The following is an 18,615-nucleotide window of genomic DNA, read 5'->3' as shown; positions in this document are numbered from 1 at the left end:
AAATGAATACCCTATGTATTTTTTATTACCCCTTAATCATATTGCCTTAATATAAATCAAATACAATAAATGCCTCATAACAATTTTATAGGGTTTCAAATGAGCTACTTGAAAGGTGTTACGGTATATTATTGGAGCGCGAATCATATTGCACTTAATGTTACTCAAGGCGAACATGTTTATAAGGATGGCAAATTTTCTGCAAAGTATGATGAGGAAGAAAATCGACTTCATTCTGACAAATTCCGAGCCCTGACGCATGATAGCGATCCAGAATTAAAATGTACATCAAACATTGTCCCAGAAACACTTAAAGATTTTATTAATACTTATTTTGATAATAAAAAACGAAAACATCCTTCACTTATTGATGATTTTTGGGAAGATTGTTCACTTTATATTCGTGAAGATCAGGTTGAGTTACTAAAAGCGCTTTATCAAATCATGATTGAGCACCATGCATTTGATGATGATGAAGATTTAGAGGAGGGTTATGAAGATGATGACATTGATATCCTCAGACAAGCAGGGATTGATGCTAAAACTGGTTCAGAAAAACGCACTGAATCATTAATAAAAGCAGAAGCATATGAAGCATTGCAACCTCTGATAGAGAAACTGCGAGAAGAGAAAACAGCCATTGAAAAAAAATATATTATTTTAGAATTTGTAGAACAACTTAAGAGCCAAAAAGGCTTGGGAATTGACGTGGACGGAGCCGATGAAGAGACGATGTATGGTAAGTTGCCTCTTAAAGAGTGGGTTTTACCGTTAGGAAATTCACTTACCTTAGATGATAAAGATGATTACCTTGAACATTTAAATTTATTCGGATTAAATGTACAAGGAATAGAAAACGGTATAAAAAAATTCGAAGATCCAGAAAATATTGTACATCGAGGAGTCAAAGAAACTTATTATAAATTTTTTAGTAGGTATCATAATTGCGCTGGATATTCTCGCTTCTTACTCGAACAAGGTGGCATCACTGCTTTTTGCTCCACTAATGAACTGGAAAAATTTGGCGTAACCGATCCAGCATTATACGATGCCTATATGGCTAAAGTCCAAACTACCCTATCGGAACTCAATGAAAAAGCGCGCGATTTAATGAGAAATGCAGGCATTGCACCTAAACCACTTGATTCAATTGAGACTAACTATTTATCTCATTTCAAAAAAGGTGAGCCCAAATTTGATGAATTACCGAGAGAAATCCGAAACATTATTAATGAATATAATCAAGAATTAGTTGATGTAAGTTATGAGCATAAAATAAAAATTTTAGCTAATCTTGTTAATAAGCTACACAGTAACAAGATTAAACAACCTGAGATCATTGACGCTTTTCAAAAAGAAACAAGAAGAAATTATGAGATTAATTTTGATGCCCAATTCTCTCATAATCATTCATTTCAATTGAAATGTTTGGGGGCACTTTCTGGAATCAGTGTTGGCGCATTGGCAGTTGGCATCCTGGCAATTGCATTTCCCCCCCTTATTCCAATTACTTTGGCTGCAGCAATTGTTATTACTGCAATTGCCGCCACAACTCTGGTTATAACAATGGGATTATTCGCAAAAAAAATGCAACCCCAACGACCATCAACCGAACCAAGTATAGTGAACATACACCATCAAAACAAAACCGTGAAAGATGATGATGAATTGGATCAAGAAAATACTGATAGTACCTTGCCTAACCCCGTGTAACCTAAATTAGGGATAGGGATTTTATTAGATCCAAGCCTCGCTGGCTGTGTTCGAGCAGGAGGAACACTGGCCATTGGCTTAAGCGTTTCGTCATTTTCGCGACAGTGGAAATCCATTCCTATAAGAGTATTAAGCCTCCATCAACATGGCCCCCCTGTTGATGGAGGTCTTGCCATTAATTTTGAGTTTTTATTTGCTGAAGCCAAGTTTCTAAAACAGAGATAGTTCCATAACTCTCTAATAAAGATATCCGTTTTGAATTTAATGCATCTTCATTAAGAATCATATGATTCATTAAATCAATTTGATATGTATATAAAGAAACCTCCGCCGATACGTGAATTTCCATTGTGGGTTCATGATGTCGGTAAATTAAAAGCTGATTGTTATCTTGAGTAGGAAGCCAAGGATTAGTGACTACGGTCAAATGACCTTCAGTGCCATAAACATCAAATTTCCAGTACATCTCAATATCATCTGCCGTAGATACAACTGCCATTGCATTATTTTCAAATTTTAAAAGAATGCTTGCTTGGTTATCATTCTTACTTCTAGGATTTATTCTACCCATTGCTTTGATTTCAATAGGTTCAGCATCAGCTAAAAATCGTATTAACGAAATGGGATAACATCCTAGATTACGAATACAGCCACCGGCAATAGGATTGGCAATTTCAGCAATGTTTGCGGTATAAGTTGCGTTATATAGTTTGACCTCTCCGATGCTTTTATTGTGAATAATTTCTTTTATTTTTTGCGTCAAAGGATGACATCGATACATCAATGCCTCCATACAAAGTACCTGAGATTCTTCAGTAATTGAAATAACTTCTTGCAGCTCATGCACATTCATGACTAAAGGTTTTTCACATAGAATATGTTTCCCTGCTAAAGCAGCACGAATAATCCATTCTTGATGCAAGTGATTCGGCAACCCAATATAAACTACATCAACTTCTGAATTATCAAGTACCGCTTGATAATCATCATAATAATGAGGCACCGCAAATTTTTCTGCAAATGATTGTGCCGTCACTATTGAGCGACTACCTATAGCCTCTAATTGACCCGAAGAAGATTCTTCAACGGCACGTGCCATAACATCAGAGATATAACTTGTCCCGATAATTCCCCACCGAATACTATTTTTTACCATTACTAAATCTCCCTTTCAGTCAATTGCCTCTGCTGCAGTAACATGAAAAAATGCGCTATTTTTTCTAAAGAATCTAATTGATAAAAACAATTCAACAATGAGGTATCAAGCACTTTTCCAAAATAGTAACGTATCAAGGATTTACTTTGTAAAACAGCTTTATATTCATCTTCTAATGCAGCAAGGCCTTGCAAGTGTCTTATAAATAGATTAATTTTTTCAGAGAAACTCACCGCTACATTTTGTTGTTCTAATAGTTCTTGATAGAGCCAAGGTTTACCGCTTCCTGCACGCGATATCATATAAGCATCGCAACCGCTTAGTGTCACAGTTTTTTGTAAACTATCAAGATCATGAATATCACCATTAGCAATAACTGGAATCATTAAGCGTTGCTTGATGCATGCAATTTGTCGTAAATCAGGTGTTACTTCATAAGTATCAATCCAACGACGACCATGCACAATCAATGCATCGGCCCCAGCTTCTTCAATTTTTTTTGCCAAAATTAAATCCTGTTCATTCCCTTGTATGCGAATTTTAATGGTTAAAGGTATCGTGATTGACGCACGTACTTCTTTAACAATTTTGACTAATTGGTCAGGAGCTTCTAGCAATGCGCTTCCAGCACCTTTTTTACGGATTTTAGGCTTAGGACAACCGCAATTTATGTCAATGATATTAGCACCATAAAGTTGCAGCTTTTGTGCCGCTTGCGCCAAAAGATGTGGTTCTGTACCTGAAATTTGATAAGAAAGAATTTGTTCTTCCGGAGCTCTATAGATATAGCGAGAACTCCTTGAGTGCTTATAAAGAATATCCATTGCAGAACTCATTTCAGTCACACAATATGCTGGTGAGCGATAATTATGAAATAATGTTCTAAATGGAGCACAACTATAGCCTGCTAAAGGACCTTGGATAAGTCGATGAGGTAGGGTTAAAGATCCAATTTTCAAAGAACTATTAATAAAAGCGTGCATCGATTTAATTCATGGATATAATGAGTGCGAATTTTAACATACTTGAAAAAAAATCGAATTAAATAGGATCAATCCTTCATGGACAAACGTTATTTATCTCCTTTAGAAATACTCAACATTGCCACACAACATGCCTATGCAGCAGATTACTTACTTCAGCAACTCACTCATGGGACTGTGAGGGACGCTGATTCTCTAACCGTATTAACACCAGTCACTTCATTGATGTATCAAGCCTTTCAGCTTACATTAAAGGCCTATTGCTTGCATGAGCATCGTCCAATCAAGGAATATAAAAAGCTCATGGAACTGGTCGAGCTAAACAGCCATCTGGGATTTTCTCATCAAGAAATAATTTTATTAAAAACATTGACCAAACAACAAGCTTTTCATAAAGGCACTGATTTTGATCTATGGGAAAATCAACAACAATTTCATGTCTTTTGTGAAGAAATCCTTTCCCTTTATCAGCGCTTACAAATGATGATGCCTTTAGAACTCCACCCTGATTATCAACGATAGATTTTTGGGAAAGGCATAGAAGATTCAGAGATGTGACTAAATGAGCACCTTGATTCTGCATTCTAAGTTTTATTGCACTTCATCCTCTTTAGCGAGTTTTCAAAAAGTTAAACAGTCCAAAAAGCTCAAATAATGCACAACCCTTGTCTGTAGGACTTGGCAGCAGATGCAATTCACGTTAGGATAAGTTCTTTATTTTAGAGCGTGTTGACAATTCATTCCAAGTTGTCTACTTTTCGAGCTTTATGTGCGAGCTCCAGGCGATATTGAATCGATAAGTATCATGTGACTTTAATCATCAGCGCTGGATGCCAATACGTAGACATGGAAAGCAAATGTCAATAGCCCCTAATCTCAGTATTGAATTTATTCATATTTAAGGTAGAAAACTATGGAGCAAGTAGAAGACAATAAAACTGAAAATTCGGTGCAACATCAAATATTACAGTTAAGTCATCACTTAAACTCGCAAATTTTAGGCCAAAAAGGGTTAATTTCGCGTCTGCTCATCGCCTTACTTGCTGATGGTCATTTATTGGTTGAAGGAGCACCTGGTTTAGCAAAAACGCGTGCCGTTAAAGAGTTATCTGATGGAGTTGAAGGTAATTTTCATCGCATCCAATTTACACCGGATTTACTGCCCGGGGATTTAACGGGAACTGATGTATACCACCCACAAAATGGCTCTTTTGTTTTTCAACCAGGCCCAATATTCCATCATTTGCTTTTAGCAGATGAAATTAACCGTGCTCCAGCTAAAGTACAATCTGCTTTACTCGAAGCCATGGCAGAAAGACAAGTTACTATAGGAGGTAAAACTTATCCATTACCTGAATTATTTTTGGTAATGGCAACTCAAAATCCTATTGAACAAGAAGGAACTTATCCTTTGCCGGAAGCACAATTGGATCGGTTTTTAATGTATGTAAAAATTAGTTATCCTGATGCGAAAGTAGAGCATGATATTTTAGCATTATCTCGCAAAGAAGCCTTGGGGCTAGCGATGGACAACAAGCCTGCCACAACTGAAAAATTACCCCAAAAAGTATTATTTGAAGCACGTAGGCAAGTACTAAATGTTCATACTAGCGAAGCGTTAGAAAATTATCTGGTGCAATTAGTGGTCGCTACCCGAAATCCCGGAGTTTATAGTGAAGAGTTAGCACGATGGTTACGTTTTGGGGCTAGTCCTCGTGCTACAATTGCCTTAGATCGTTGTTCAAAAGCCCATGCTTGGCTTTCAGGAAGGGATTACGTGATTCCAGATGATATCCATGTGATTGCTCATGATGTATTACGGCATAGAATTTTATTAAGTTTTGAAGCTGAAGCAGAGGGCATTAATAGCGATGACTTTATTGACTCCTTGTTACGCTTAGTTGCTGTTCCTTAGAGAAGGCCTCATGTGCAATCTGTCTCTTAGACACAAGTTAAAAATCTTGGAGATATGGCAAGAGGCAGTATGTGTCACATGCATCCTGGGCCAATGTAAATAAATAACCTTGAATCTAACAGGCTAAGCCCCAATCTAAAATAGGATGAAGTACTAGAGGTTTTTATGGCAAATGGTGTTATTGCAGAACTCAATGAACTGATTGAATTAAGACGTTATGTACAATCCGTTCGTTATCATTCAGAAGGTAAAGCGATACGCTCAGGCAATCATTTATCCAGATTACGTGGTCGTGGGATGGATTTTGCCGAAGTAAGAAATTATCAGGCTGGTGATGAAATTCGTCACATGGAATGGCGTGTCACTGCACGCACAGGTAGACCTCATGTCAAAGTGTATCAGGAAGAAAAAGAGCGTCCTGTAGTCATCCTCACCGATTTTAATCCCTCAATGATTTTTGGTACACGCATCGCATTTAAATCCGTTATCGCCGCACGATTAACTGCTCTTCTTGCTTGGACGGTAATCAAGGAAGGAGATAGAGTAGGTGGATTATTTTTTTCAGCCACTGAGCACAGTGAGTTTATGCCTCGTAGCCGTGATGTAGGAGTTCTTCCCATGTTAGCTTCGTTAAGTCATTATACGACGCAAACCGAAGAACAACGAGAGGCCAAACCAAGACAACTCAGCGATGTATTAATCCGCTTACATCGCGTGATTAGACCTGGAAGTATTTTAGTTTTAATCAGTGATTTTTATTCTCTGGATAATGAAAGTGAACGACATTTAAATCGATTACGTTCACACAACGATATTCTGGCATATCATATCTGCGACCGAATAGAACTCGCTCCGCCAAAACCGCAGCAATATGCGATTACCAATGGAAAACAAGAAATAATTCTTGATACCAGCCTCCGCTCAGTAAATATTGCATACGAACATTACTGTCAGCAGCGCATCACCCAATTACAAGAACAGTTACGTCGCTTACATATTCAGTATGTTCAAGTAACTGCGGATGTTGATTTAGCTCCCTTAGTACGCCAAACTTTTCCCAGGAGGTCTTCCCATGCCTAACGCTGACCCCTTGGCGCAATTAAAAGATATTCATCTTCCCACACCTATAGGCTGGTGGCCTCTAGCCCCAGGATGGTATGTAATCATTGCACTTATTATATTAATATCCATCTTTATTTTTTATTGTATTTACAAAAACCATCGTGATGCAAAAGCGAAGAACTACGCTTTAATTTTATTAATGAACTATCAAAAAGAATACGAAAAAGAGCAAAATGTAGCATTGACAAGTGCCCGTATTTCAGAATTATTACGCCGAGTCGCTTTAGCCTATTATCCAAGAGAAGACGTTGCCAGTTTACATGGCGAAGACTGGCTGCATTTTTTAAATGAAACAGGTAAAGAAATAGATTTCAACTTAGTAAAAAACATGCTTTTAGATGCCCCTTTTAAAACAAACCAAATCATGGATCTCAACCCGCTATTCAACACCGCACAGCTTTGGATTAAACAAAGGAGAGTGCCATGTTCGAATTAACTAATCCTTGGATTTTATTACTTTGTCCCTTGCCTGTACTTCTCTGGTTTCTAATGCCAAGGGTAAAAGTAAAATTACCCACCGCATTAAGAGTACCTTTTTTTGCAGCTATGATTGACATAGCAGATCAGGAAAAGCATTCTATTTCGGTACAACACTCGCTCTTAATACCAACCTTAGTATGGTTGTTACTTGTATTTGCTTTAACTGGGCCACGTTGGGTTGGTGCCCCTAAACCCATTTCTCGTGAAGGATATAACATCATGATGGCCTTGGACTTATCAGGCAGCATGGAAATTCCAGACATGATTTTGCATGGGAGACCTACAAGTCGTTTAAATATAGTAAAAAATGCCGCAGAACAATTTGTGCGTGATCGCTCAGGCGATAAAGTTGGTTTGATTCTTTTTGGTACACGAGCCTACTTACAAACACCCCTAACCTACGACCGACATTCAATACTTTTACGCCTTGAAGATGCCACAGCAGGACTTGCCGGTAAAACAACTTCTATTGGGGATGCGGTTGGTCTTGCTGTTAAACGTTTGGATAATGCACCTCAAAAAGGACGTGTTATTATTCTATTAACCGATGGAGCGAATAATTCAGGCGTACTCGCTCCACTAAAAGCAGCCGAATTGGCAAAAGAGGAAGGAGTTAAAATTTATACTATTGGTTTAGGTTCTGAAGCTGATTCCAGAGCACTCGTCGGTAATTTTCTTATGCAAAATCCTGCAGCTGACTTGGATGAAGAAACCTTGAAAAAAATGTCTGATATGACGGGGGGACGCTATTTTCGTGCAACAGATACTGAATCACTCCATTCAATCTACAAAACGATTAATCAATTAGAAACAATAAGCCAAGAGCAAGCTACTGTACGCCCACAAAAGGAATATTATCCATGGTTTGTTGGTTTCGCACTGCTTCTTTGCTTCTATTGGCTGTTTGAAAAAACCGATCTTACTCTAAGAGTAAACTTTTCGACAGAAGAAAGGGAGGCCTTAAAGCCATGATTACGACTTTTCATTTTCTAAGACCGTGGTGGCTTTTCATGATAATGCCTTTATTAGGCTTAACTCTGGTTTTATGGCGACAAAAGCCCAAGTTACATGCATGGTCCGAAGTTTGTGATCCGCATTTGCTCAATCACCTCCTCCAAAAGAAAGAACAAGGACAACGAATGGGCTCTTTGCTATGCGTAATAGTCAGTCTTCTATTTATGATTTTAAGTATTGCAGGACCTGCATGGTATAAGTTACCTGTAGCAACTTATAAACCAATACAACCCAGAGTTTTGGTTTTGGACATGTCCGATAATATGATGACAAATGATTTAACACCAAATCGCTTAAGTCGCGCTAAGTTTAAATTACATGACTTATTTGCTCATAAAGATGTAGGACAGTTTGGTTTAGTAGTTTTTACTAGCGAACCTTTTGTCGTCTCCCCTCTTACTGATGATGGACAAACGATTTCATCATTACTTGCGTCTTTAACTCCAGATATCATGCCAGTAACAGGTCAGAATTTATACAGCGCATTAAACGAAGCCAGCACTCTAATTAAACAAGCAGGTTATAATCAAGGACAAATTTTAGTAATGACTGCGGACTCACCATCAAGTGAATCAATTGCTTTTGCAAAAAAACTAGCAGAATCGGGTATTGATTCCTCGATCATGCCAGTCAAAGCAGATAAAAATTTAAATCCTTTATTTCAGAAATTTGCCCAAGCAGGAGAAGGACAATTAGTAAAATATACCTCCGATTCAAGTGATTTGGATCAATGGCTCAAATTTGGAAATACTAACAAATTTACTCTAAGCGAAGATGAGGATATCCCTCTTTGGCGAGATGAAGGGCGATGGTTTTTAATCCCTGCGTTGCTGTTGCTCTTACCTGTATTTCGACGCGGTTGGTTGCAGAGGGTAACTGTATGAGGCGCGGTGTCATTCTTTTGGTATTTTTATTCTATTCTTTCTCTGTTCATGCCTTTAATTGGCAAGATTTATGGACCACCCCAGACCAACAAGGGCAAGATTTAATGGCGAAAAGTCAATTTAAAGAAGCCAAAGAAACCTTTACACGAAATGATTGGGCTGCAGCCGCTGCATATCGAGCCGGTGACTATCAAAAAGCGGCTGAATTATATCAAAATTTAGAAAATGAACAGGGGTATTATAATGAAGGAAATTCTTTAGCGCATTTAGGAAAATACGAAGACGCCCTCAAAGCCTACAATAAAGCATTAGCAATTAATTCATCAAACCAAGATGCTCTTTATAACCGTAAATTAATTGAAGATCTTTTAAAAAAAGACCAAGAAAAAAATCAAGATCAGCAAAATAAAGATCAGCAAAATCAAGATCAACAAAACAAAGATCAACAGAACAAAGATCAACAGAACAAAGATCAACAAAACAAAGATCAGCAAAACAAAGATCAGCAAAACAAAGATCAGCAAAATAAAGATCAGCAAAATAAAGATCAACAAAATAAAGATCAACAAAACAAAGATCAGCAAAACAAAGATCAGCAAAACAAAGATCAGCAAAATAAAGATCAGCAAAATAAAGATCAACAAAATAAAGATCAACAAAACAAAGATCAACAAAACAAAGATCAACAGAACAAAGATCAACAGAACAAAGATCAACAAAATAAAGATCAACAAAATAAAGATCAACAGAACAAAGATCAACAGAACAAAGATCAACAGAACAAAGATCAACAGAACAAAGATCAACAGAACAAAGATCAGCAGAACAAAAAAAATCAGAGCTCTCAAAATAATGAAGCCCAGTCTGAAGCTGAGCGGGAAAAACAACAAGCGAAAGAACAATGGTTACGTCTGATTCCGGATGATCCAGGTGGATTAATGCGAGAAAAATTCTTACGTGATCATTTACGAAGAGAACGTGGATGGTATCAATGAAAAAATTATTAATAATTGGATTTTTTTGTCTATTTAATTTAGCTGCGCATGCAGAAATACAAGTGCAAATTGATCCATCTCAAGTCAGTTTAGATCAATCATTTAGATTGATTTTAACCCAAGATAATTTACAAAATGGAGGCATTCCTGATCTAACTCCATTACAAAATGAATTTGTGATTCTAGGCACAGAACGCCGAATGAATTATTCCATTATCAATGGACAAACTCAATCATCCAGCGAATGGACTATCACGCTAAAAGCACAGAAAGAAGGAAAATTAACAATTCCTGCTATTAAAATGGGTCGAGAATATACCACACCGGCAATCATTAATGTAAGCGCAGCAAGTGAACCCTCACCGCAAAGTACGTCTACTGATTCAAATCAACAGCAAAGCATTTATTTAACTACTTCAGTCAATCAAAAAAAACCTTATGTGAACCAACAAATTATATATAAGGTAACTTTATATAACTCGAAGCATTTGTTAGATGCTGATTATCAAGGTCCACAAGTTGAAAACGCTTTACTTATTCCCTTAGGACAGGAAAAACGTTATCAAACCCAAAAGAATAATGTTAACTATCTTGTTGAAGAGCAAAACTATGCTATTTTTCCGCAAAAAAGTGGCCCTTTAAAGATAAAATCACCCGTATTTACTGCGTTAATTTATGATTTTAATCCAGAACGCGTCAAAGCCCAGGATAAAATAATTAATTTAGATGTACTTCCAATTCCTAAGGAATTTTCTGGTAAGACCTGGCTTCCAGCAAAAGAAGTGAAATTCACTGAACACTACGAAAACTTAGAACCAACAATCACCCAAGGCAACACACTTATTCGTACGGTAGCTCTAGAAGGAACTGGAGTTCCAGCTCAGCTTTTACCAGCACTTACTTTTTCGGAAATTGATGGGGTTAATGTTTACCCTGAAAAAGGCAAAGATAAAAATCAAGTCATTCAGGGCGAGTTAATTGGTCGTACGGAAATTAAGATTACTTACCTATTTAACAAATCAGGAAAAACCACTATTCCTGAATTAAAACTCCCCTGGTTTAACACAGAAACAGGAAAAGAAGAAATTGCTACTTTACCTTCAAAAGTCATTGACGTTACAGCATCAGTTACTATGCCTGTATCAAACACAAACCAACCCACTGCAGCAACTAATCAAAATGAACTACAACCAACAGCCAAAATAAATGAACCTAATCCTACAAATAAGTTTAATTGGGCCTGGATAGTTGCGGCACTTTTTGCTTTTGCCTGGGTCATTACTTTAATCTTATGGGGACGACAAAAACGTCATAAAACCTCTGAAAAAGGCCGATATCAAACAACACTTAACGAGCTCCAAAAAGCATGTATGCAAGCACATCCTCAACGTACACGTGATGCATTACTCAAATGGGCTAGCTTACATTGGCCAGACGCACCTATATTAAATCTGACTGATTTAACTCGACTAAGCACTAATGCTACTTTTAAAAAACAAGTACAGATTCTTTCAAAAATTTTATACAAAAGTCATGAGACAATCTTGTGGCGTGGTGATGAGTTATGGCGCAGTATTCAGCAAATGAAAAAAAATAATACGCATAAAAAAGAAAACAAAAACAACTTACCCCCCATCAATCCCTCATGAACATTCTTCGGAGGGGCATGCTTAAGGTTATAGGTGCATTTCTTTAAAAGGAATCCGCTGCTCATCATCTTCATGCGTTTTTGGGTCCTCTAAATTATTGTCAGGCTTATCTGTTATTGTATCCGCAATCGGCGACTGAGCGCTTCTTTGGACTAAATTTTGTGAAGAATCAGCTTGTGTATTTGGATGAGCACCTGGTAATTTTCTGTATTTTTTTGCTAATTCTTGTCCCGTATTTTTTAAATCAGAATTTTCAAGCATAGAATAAATATTCGAACGGGTTAAAACATTTTTATCGCTCAAAACATTTAACTCTCTAGAATCTTGATGATCATGATTAGAATCTGGATTAGAATCTGGTTTTTTTGTCACCGCATTAATTATTTTTTCTACCATAGATTTCATCAAAGGAATAGTTACACGTGCAACAAAATAAGTCACTCCTAAAGATCCTGTAGCGGCAAGTATTCCTATTCCAACAGGAGGAAAAATCATACTCGTTACAATACCAACTAATGCAAGAGCAGCTAAGCCAACACCTACTGTTTTATCTAAAGCAGCCGTTATACCTAGTTTTTCTAATTTTTTCTTGCAATATTCCTGTGTGTCATATAATCCTTGCAGTTCACTTAATTGTGTTGTGATTTGAACTTTTAACGACTCTAAATCCTTATCTTTTACCGCTTCGGCAGCTTTTTCTAACCTCTCTAATTCCTTAATTAAAGAATTAATTTTCTCTGTTTTCTCAGTGATGTCCTTTTCTACCTGTTTTAATTTATCTTGAGTTTCAAGACGCTTATAATAAAGATTAGCTAAAGTAACTACACCTTGGCCTAATGCAGCTATTCCAGCAACTAAAGCGATAATAGGTGCTGCAGGAGGAAATGCTACAGCAGTAATAGCAAGTCCTAAAATAACTGATGAATATAAAAGTTTGGCATTACGCGAAAATGTGAACGGTACTTCTTGCTTGGCTATAAGAGCCCCCACATAGATAGCTGGAATCCGAAAGAAATCAATGATCGCAGTCCCTAATTTAATATATTGAAACGCACTTGCTGCTGTTTGAGTTGCATTATTGACAAGTCCCTCTATTTCAATCATGCGCGTAATTGCATTCCCAGCGCCACTTGCAGATGCTATAAATTTGTTAAAAAAGGGGATCAATTTCAATATAGATAAAGCAATAGATTTTTGTGAAGCAACACCCTTCATTGATGCTAGCTTTTTTCTGAAGCCCTCTGCATCTTCGTTTAATTGGGGCTGTTCAATAGCTTCAGCTTCACTTCTATTAAGAGACATTTACTTATCCCTCTAATTGCTTATTCACTATAAAGTATAGCAATCAAAGATTATCTACGTATTAGCTAAAGATTGAATATATTGTATAGCCTATGAAAAATATTCATTGATGATGTCAACTTGATTATTTCTTGTAAATTCCTAATTTAAAACGAGTGCATGGAAATAAAATATCTCTCTCCTATCCTTAAAGTCATGCCATTTAATTTGGCTTACAAATAACCTCTAAAATTCATTTTTTGTTTTAAGCAAATTTAGTTACTTCCCATATGATTCTGAGTACAACATAGGATGATATGGGAAGTAACCAAATTTATTAAGAAGGAGCTTTCTAGATATTGGGACAATTGGCAAAAAAGTGTATAATTCCTTTTTTTGTTACACAAATATTGATCAGAAATGAATCTTGAAAAATTATATGACGTTATTATAGTCGGTGGGGGACATGCGGGCACAGAAGCGGCTCTTGCTGCAGCGCGTATGGGGGTGCAAACTTTATTACTGACTCATAACATGGATTTACTCGGTCAAATGTCGTGTAATCCAGCAATAGGTGGAATTGGTAAAGGCCATTTAGTAAAGGAAATCGATGCTTTAGATGGTGCGATGGCCAAAGCTGCAGATAAAGCAGGAATTCAATTTCGTATACTCAATGCTTCTAAAGGACCCGCTGTACGTGCAACACGTGCACAAGCAGATAGGGTGCTGTACCGACAAGCCATTAGAGAACAACTACAAACTCAAGAAAATTTGACCCTGTTTCAACAGGCAGTTGATGACTTATTAATCGAAGGAGAACGAGTAGCCGGAGTTATTACCCAAATGGGGATTACTTTACGAGCTCATGCTGTCGTATTGACTGTGGGCACTTTTTTAGGAGGAAAAATTCATGTAGGTATGAATCAATATGCAGGTGGGCGTGCAGGAGATCCCCCTTCCGTCGCATTAGCAAAAAGCCTACGTGATCTTAATTTACCAGTTGGTCGTTTAAAAACAGGAACACCGCCACGAATTGATCGTCGCTCCTTAGATTACAATCAAATGATTGTACAACCCGGCGACACTCCCATTCCTGTGTTTTCTTATTTGGGTCATGTTAGTGATCATCCGCAACAGATTCCTTGTCATATCACTCATACTACTGAAGCCACTCACGAGATTATTCGTAACAATCTCCATACATCGCCCATGTATGCAGGAGTGATTGAAGGCGTTGGGCCACGATATTGTCCCTCTATTGAAGATAAAATCGTTCGTTTTGCAGACAAGCCATCTCACCAGATTTTTGTTGAACCCGAAGGGTTAACTACTGAAGAAATCTATCCGAATGGTATTTCCACAAGCCTTCCCTTTGAAGTGCAAGTCCAATTTGTTCGAACAATTAAAGGGTTTGAAAATGCGCATATCACACGCCCAGGCTATGCCATTGAATATGATTATTTTGATCCACGAGGACTTACTTCATTTTTACAAACCAAACCGATTCCAAATTTATTTTTTGCAGGTCAAATTAATGGCACTACAGGTTATGAAGAAGCTGCAGCCCAAGGAATTATCGCAGGCATGAATGCTGCGTTATATGTGCAAGAAAAAGAACTCTGGTGCCCTCAACGTGATGAAGCTTATATAGGCGTACTTATTGATGATTTAATTACACGCGGTACTCAAGAGCCCTATAGAATGTTTACATCCCGAGCTGAATATCGCTTACTTTTACGTGAAGATAATGCTGATTTGCGTTTGACTGCAAAAGGAAGGGAGTTAGGTATCGTGGGAGAAACACGTTGGCATCATTTTTCTACTAAACGTGAAGCAATTGAATCCACTCAGTCATTATTACACAGTACTTGGGTTCGAGTGAGTCATAATGAAATACTTTCTGATGTTCTAGTTAATCCGATGCAACATGATACCAGAGCTGCAGAATTTCTGAAGCGTCCAGAAATTAATTACCATCATTTATTAAGGCTTAATGATTTGAATCTTCCCGAATTAGCATCTGAAGTCAGTGAGCAAATAGAGATTCAAAACAAATATGCGGGTTATATTGAAAGGCAACAACAAGATATAGAAAAAATGCGCAAACAGGAAAATACGATATTGCCTGAATGGCTTGATTATAGTGAAGTAACTGGATTGTCCAACGAAGTTATCCAGAAACTCACAAAAATTAGACCGACTACTTTAGCACAAGCGGCACGTATCTCTGGAGTGACTCCAGCAGCACTCTCTTTGCTTTTAGTTCATTTAAAAAAACAGCGAATTGATGCATGAAGGATGAAACACAGATTAAACTACAGCTTGAACAGGGTTTACAGTCATTTGATTTAAAAGCCATAAGTGCTTCATTATCAGATTACTTATTCTTATTGAACAAGTGGAATTCAACTTATAACCTCACTGCAATTCGTGATGTTGAGTCTATGATTGGTAAACATATACTTGATAGCTTAGCGATTTTGCCTTGGCTTAAAGGCAATCGAATTATCGACGTAGGTACTGGTGCAGGCTTGCCAGGGATTCCGCTCGCGCTAGCTCAGCCAGAAAGAAACTTTGTATTACTCGACTCTAATGGGAAAAAAACTCGCTTTCTAAATGAAGTAAAGCGACAACTCAACTTAGAAAATCTTGAGATAGTACAAAATAGGGTCGAAAACTACCACCCGCCACAAGGTTTTGATACAGTATTAAGTCGAGCGTTTAGTAGTCTTGAACAGATGATTCAGTGGACGCACCACCTAATTGCTGACGAGGGGATCTGGTTAGCAATGAAAGGGCGCTTCCCTGATATAGAATTGAATGACATCAAACAAAACTGCACAGTAAAATCATATTCTGTTGCAGGTGTTGACGGTGAACGCTGTTGCGTCATTATTGAAAACACAACTAAGGAATAAATCATGGCAAAAGTCATAGCCATTGCCAATCAAAAAGGCGGTGTAGGCAAAACTACCACCGCTATTAATTTAGCTGCTTCTTTGGCAGCAAATCGACAACAAGTTTTATTAATTGACTTAGATCCTCAGGGAAACACAACGATGGGGAGCGGTGTTGATAAAAATCAACTGGTACATACAACTAACGATGTTTTACTACATGATTGTCTGGCAGGCCAAGCGTGTCTTACTACTAGCGGCGGTTATGACTTAATACCTGGAAATGGTGATTTAACTGTTGCGGAAGTAAGCCTCATGGAGCAAAATCATCGTGAAACTTTTTTGTATAAAGCATTGCAACCCATTCAAAGTAATTATGACTTCATTCTAATTGATTGCCCACCAGCATTGAATACTTTAACGATTAATGCTTTTGTTGCTGCAGATTCGGTTCTCATCCCCATGCAATGCGAATATTATGCCTTAGAAGGCTTAGCTGCCCTGCTTTCAACCATTGAACAAGTTAAAGCATCGGTAAATCCACGTTTGCAGCTTGAGGGAGTGCTCCGAACTATGTACGATACGCGTAACCGCCTATGTTCTGAAGTATCAAAACAATTAATGGAGCATTTTCCCACTAAGGTTTATAGAACTGTAGTTCCTCGTAATGTGCGATTAGCTGAAGCCCCAAGTCATGGACTACCAGCGTTGCATTATGATAGAACATCGCCTGGCGCAGCAGCCTATATGGTACTTGCCTCTGAACTCATTAATAAACAAACTGTTGCAGGATAAGGGGGGATTTATGACAGTAAAACGTAGTAGTTTAGGACGTAATTTATCCGCTTTACTCGGCCAATCAAGCAATGTTCTTTTGAATGAAAAACCACAAACTGAACGTCTCATGCTTGCAGCAGATTGTTTACAACCTGGAAAATACCAGCCTCGCGGTGAAATGGAAGAAACCCCCTTGCAAGAACTTGCTCAATCCATCAAAAAGCAAGGTTTACTGCAACCCTTATTAGTTCGTGAATTAAGTGATGGTCGTTATGAAATTATTGCAGGTGAGCGCCGCTGGCGAGCAAGCCAAATGGCAGGCCTTACTGAAATTCCTGTGATCTTAAAACAGGTAGATGATGAAACTGCAATGGCAATGGCTTTAGTTGAGAATTTACAGCGCGAAGATTTAAATGCAATGGATCAAGCACGTGCTATGCAACGCTTGATCCATGAATTCTCATTAACCCACCAACAAGTTGCTGAGCTCTTATGCAAATCTAGGACTGCGGTGAGTAATTATATACGCTTACTGGCTCTGTCCAATCCTGTAAAAAAACTTTTAGAGCATGGCGATATTGATATGGGACATGCTCGTGCGTTACTGATCTTGGAAGAAGAACAACAAAATCAAATCGCCCAACTTATTGTCGCTAAAAATTTATCTGTTCGTGAAACAGAAAAATTAGTTGAGCGTATTAAAGCAGGTAAAAAGGATCATGATGATAATAATCACTCTAAAGATGTAAACCCCTCTCTTTTATATCATGACCAACTAAAAAATCTATCAAGCCATTTGCAAGCAGCAATTAAGCTGAAACCAGGAAAAGCTGGCAAAGGATCTTTAGTCATTCACTATGACAATCAACATAATTTGCAAACAATTATTGAGCAGTTAATTAAAGGAGTATATTAACTGCCTTCTCCAGCACTAACCTCATGCGAGAAATGTCTCTACTAAACTGGCTATTAGATTAAAATTTCAAATGAAAGGACTCGGAGATATGAAAAGGGCATTTTTTATCTTAATCATTTTATTGCAGATTTTTCCAGTTTGGGCTACGAAACCTAATCGTGTTACTTTTGGAGTTTACCCGATTAGCATTTACGATGTTGATCCAGCAAATGGCACATTCAGCATTAGTTATTATGCCTGGTGGCGAACTACGGATAAAAATTATAATCCGCTCAAAAGTATAGAAATTATAAATGCTCGCGATTACACATTTAAATTTGGAGATGCAGGGAAAGTAGGTAATGAGTATTATACCTACGTACATTACTATGCAAAAATTCATCAACCTTGGGATAGTAAAAATTTTCCATTTGGCCGACAATTTCTAACAGTAAAGATGGAAGATTTTGCTGATATGAATAAGATCGTTTTTGAACCTGATTATAAAGAATCCATGTTACACTCAGAATTTACTATGCCTGGTTGGCATATTATCAACATGAGCTTGGTAAAATCAGTGAGTAATTATACAACTAATTTCGGTAATACTCATACTAACAACAGCTTATATTCCAGGCTTAGTCTCATTATTGAAGTAAAACGCAATGGATGGAGGCTATATATAAGTTATTTTATTGGCTTTTTTATGGCGGGTATCTTGGTGCATATATTATATATGATGAGCTCATTACCATTTGCCGCACGTGCTACAATATTTATCGGAGGAATTGTAGCCTTTATAGGAAATAAATATATTATTGACCCCAAGCTACCTCCAGCCTCCAGCTATGGGC

At 37.6% G+C, this 18,615-nt stretch carries 17 protein-coding genes and 1 pseudogene; 14 read left to right on the top strand and 4 right to left on the bottom strand.

Features of this window, described 5'->3' with window-relative positions:
* Nucleotides 1-99: 99 nt before the first annotated feature.
* On the top strand, nt 100-1,713 hold the full coding sequence (locus Lsan_RS18105; RefSeq protein WP_058515520.1) for a hypothetical protein: 1,614 nt from the start codon (nt 100-102) through the stop codon (nt 1,711-1,713).
* A gap of 175 nt (nt 1,714-1,888) precedes the next feature.
* Here the strand turns inward: Lsan_RS18105 and Lsan_RS18100 are convergent, their stop codons facing one another.
* Nucleotides 1,889-2,869, bottom strand: coding sequence for a Gfo/Idh/MocA family protein (locus Lsan_RS18100; protein WP_058515519.1), 981 nt, complete (start codon nt 2,867-2,869; stop codon nt 1,889-1,891).
* Nucleotides 2,870-2,871: 2 nt separating this feature from the next.
* Complete coding sequence (locus Lsan_RS18095; RefSeq protein ID WP_058515518.1) at nt 2,872-3,852, bottom strand: tRNA dihydrouridine synthase; 981 nt, start codon at nt 3,850-3,852, stop codon at nt 2,872-2,874.
* 78 nt (nt 3,853-3,930) lie between these two features.
* Between Lsan_RS18095 and Lsan_RS18090 the strand changes: the two genes are divergently transcribed.
* From Lsan_RS18090 to Lsan_RS23645, 7 genes and pseudogenes are all read left to right on the top strand, one after another.
* Nucleotides 3,931-4,374 (top strand): hypothetical protein, encoded by a 444-nt coding sequence (locus Lsan_RS18090; RefSeq protein WP_058515517.1) that lies wholly within the window; start codon nt 3,931-3,933, stop codon nt 4,372-4,374.
* Between the two features lie 391 nt (nt 4,375-4,765).
* Nucleotides 4,766-5,767, top strand: coding sequence for an AAA family ATPase (locus Lsan_RS18085; RefSeq protein WP_058515516.1), 1,002 nt, complete (start codon nt 4,766-4,768; stop codon nt 5,765-5,767).
* 165 nt (nt 5,768-5,932) lie between these two features.
* Nucleotides 5,933-6,847, top strand: coding sequence for a DUF58 domain-containing protein (locus Lsan_RS18080; protein ID WP_058515515.1), 915 nt, complete (start codon nt 5,933-5,935; stop codon nt 6,845-6,847).
* Complete coding sequence (locus tag Lsan_RS18075) at nt 6,840-7,325, top strand: DUF4381 domain-containing protein (RefSeq protein ID WP_058515514.1); 486 nt, start codon at nt 6,840-6,842, stop codon at nt 7,323-7,325. Before Lsan_RS18080 ends, Lsan_RS18075 begins: the two co-directional genes overlap by 8 nt.
* Entirely contained in the window at nt 7,313-8,341 is a 1,029-nt protein-coding gene (locus Lsan_RS18070) for a vWA domain-containing protein (RefSeq protein ID WP_058515513.1), read from the top strand. The genes Lsan_RS18075 and Lsan_RS18070 overlap by 13 nt, the downstream gene beginning before the upstream one ends.
* Nucleotides 8,338-9,267: a vWA domain-containing protein gene (locus Lsan_RS18065; protein WP_058515512.1), complete on the top strand. Its 930-nt coding sequence runs from the start codon at nt 8,338-8,340 to the stop codon at nt 9,265-9,267. The genes Lsan_RS18070 and Lsan_RS18065 overlap by 4 nt, the downstream gene beginning before the upstream one ends.
* Nucleotides 9,192-9,569, top strand: a pseudogene (locus Lsan_RS23645) (hypothetical protein); the annotation flags it as partial. The gene Lsan_RS18065 and the pseudogene Lsan_RS23645, both read left to right, overlap by 76 nt.
* Before the next feature lie 13 nt (nt 9,570-9,582).
* Here Lsan_RS23645 and Lsan_RS23640 read toward each other — a convergent pair.
* The gene (locus Lsan_RS23640) at nt 9,583-10,170 is read right to left on the bottom strand and encodes a pentapeptide repeat-containing protein (RefSeq protein ID WP_420324305.1); all 588 of its coding nucleotides are present in this window, start codon (nt 10,168-10,170) and stop codon (nt 9,583-9,585) included.
* An 88-nt stretch (nt 10,171-10,258) separates the two neighbouring features.
* Here Lsan_RS23640 and Lsan_RS18055 point away from each other — a divergent pair, with 88 nt between their 5' ends.
* Nucleotides 10,259-11,911 carry a BatD family protein gene (locus Lsan_RS18055; RefSeq protein ID WP_058516078.1) on the top strand — a complete coding sequence of 551 codons (1,653 nt, stop codon included), beginning with the start codon at nt 10,259-10,261 and terminating at the stop codon, nt 11,909-11,911.
* A 27-nt stretch (nt 11,912-11,938) separates the two neighbouring features.
* Here Lsan_RS18055 and Lsan_RS18050 read toward each other — a convergent pair whose 3' ends face one another.
* Nucleotides 11,939-13,213: a hypothetical protein gene (locus Lsan_RS18050; protein ID WP_058515510.1), complete on the bottom strand. Its 1,275-nt coding sequence runs from the start codon at nt 13,211-13,213 to the stop codon at nt 11,939-11,941.
* A 399-nt stretch (nt 13,214-13,612) separates the two neighbouring features.
* Between Lsan_RS18050 and mnmG the strand changes: the two genes are divergently transcribed.
* The 5 genes from mnmG to Lsan_RS18025 form a co-directional block, all read left to right on the top strand.
* Entirely contained in the window at nt 13,613-15,487 is a 1,875-nt protein-coding gene (mnmG, locus tag Lsan_RS18045) for a tRNA uridine-5-carboxymethylaminomethyl(34) synthesis enzyme MnmG (protein ID WP_058515509.1), read from the top strand.
* Nucleotides 15,484-16,110, top strand: coding sequence for a 16S rRNA (guanine(527)-N(7))-methyltransferase RsmG (gene rsmG / locus Lsan_RS18040; RefSeq protein WP_058515508.1), 627 nt, complete (start codon nt 15,484-15,486; stop codon nt 16,108-16,110). Before mnmG ends, rsmG begins: the two co-directional genes overlap by 4 nt.
* Before the next feature lie 3 nt (nt 16,111-16,113).
* Nucleotides 16,114-16,884, top strand: a complete 771-nt coding sequence (locus Lsan_RS18035) for a ParA family protein (RefSeq protein ID WP_058515507.1) — start codon at nt 16,114-16,116, stop codon at nt 16,882-16,884.
* 10 nt (nt 16,885-16,894) lie between these two features.
* Nucleotides 16,895-17,782: a ParB/RepB/Spo0J family partition protein gene (locus Lsan_RS18030; protein ID WP_058515506.1), complete on the top strand. Its 888-nt coding sequence runs from the start codon at nt 16,895-16,897 to the stop codon at nt 17,780-17,782.
* 88 nt (nt 17,783-17,870) lie between these two features.
* On the top strand, nt 17,871-18,615 hold a 745-nt coding region (locus tag Lsan_RS18025; RefSeq protein WP_193392754.1), incomplete at its 3' end, for a ligand-gated ion channel.

The sequence above is a fragment of the Legionella santicrucis genome (genome assembly GCF_001468135.1).
GTDB classification, from domain to species: domain Bacteria; phylum Pseudomonadota; class Gammaproteobacteria; order Legionellales; family Legionellaceae; genus Legionella; species Legionella santicrucis.
This window is presented reverse-complemented; position numbering and strand designations above follow the sequence as displayed.

Bases quoted from the DNA above. Each gene is read 5' to 3' on its own strand.
- Lsan_RS18105 (WP_058515520.1), top strand. From the start codon at position 100: ATGAGCTACTTGAAAGGTGTTACGGTATATTATTGGAGCGCGAATCAT.
- Lsan_RS18100 (WP_058515519.1), bottom strand. From the start codon at position 2,869: ATGGTAAAAAATAGTATTCGGTGGGGAATTATCGGGACAAGTTATATC.
- Lsan_RS18095 (WP_058515518.1), bottom strand. From the start codon at position 3,852: ATGCACGCTTTTATTAATAGTTCTTTGAAAATTGGATCTTTAACCCTA.
- Lsan_RS18090 (WP_058515517.1), top strand. From the start codon at position 3,931: ATGGACAAACGTTATTTATCTCCTTTAGAAATACTCAACATTGCCACA.
- Lsan_RS18085 (WP_058515516.1), top strand. From the start codon at position 4,766: ATGGAGCAAGTAGAAGACAATAAAACTGAAAATTCGGTGCAACATCAA.
- Lsan_RS18080 (WP_058515515.1), top strand. From the start codon at position 5,933: ATGGCAAATGGTGTTATTGCAGAACTCAATGAACTGATTGAATTAAGA.
- Lsan_RS18075 (WP_058515514.1), top strand. From the start codon at position 6,840: ATGCCTAACGCTGACCCCTTGGCGCAATTAAAAGATATTCATCTTCCC.
- Lsan_RS18070 (WP_058515513.1), top strand. From the start codon at position 7,313: ATGTTCGAATTAACTAATCCTTGGATTTTATTACTTTGTCCCTTGCCT.
- Lsan_RS18065 (WP_058515512.1), top strand. From the start codon at position 8,338: ATGATTACGACTTTTCATTTTCTAAGACCGTGGTGGCTTTTCATGATA.
- Lsan_RS18055 (WP_058516078.1), top strand. From the start codon at position 10,259: ATGAAAAAATTATTAATAATTGGATTTTTTTGTCTATTTAATTTAGCT.
- Lsan_RS18050 (WP_058515510.1), bottom strand. From the start codon at position 13,213: ATGTCTCTTAATAGAAGTGAAGCTGAAGCTATTGAACAGCCCCAATTA.
- mnmG (WP_058515509.1), top strand. From the start codon at position 13,613: ATGAATCTTGAAAAATTATATGACGTTATTATAGTCGGTGGGGGACAT.
- rsmG (WP_058515508.1), top strand. From the start codon at position 15,484: ATGAAGGATGAAACACAGATTAAACTACAGCTTGAACAGGGTTTACAG.
- Lsan_RS18035 (WP_058515507.1), top strand. From the start codon at position 16,114: ATGGCAAAAGTCATAGCCATTGCCAATCAAAAAGGCGGTGTAGGCAAA.
- Lsan_RS18030 (WP_058515506.1), top strand. From the start codon at position 16,895: ATGACAGTAAAACGTAGTAGTTTAGGACGTAATTTATCCGCTTTACTC.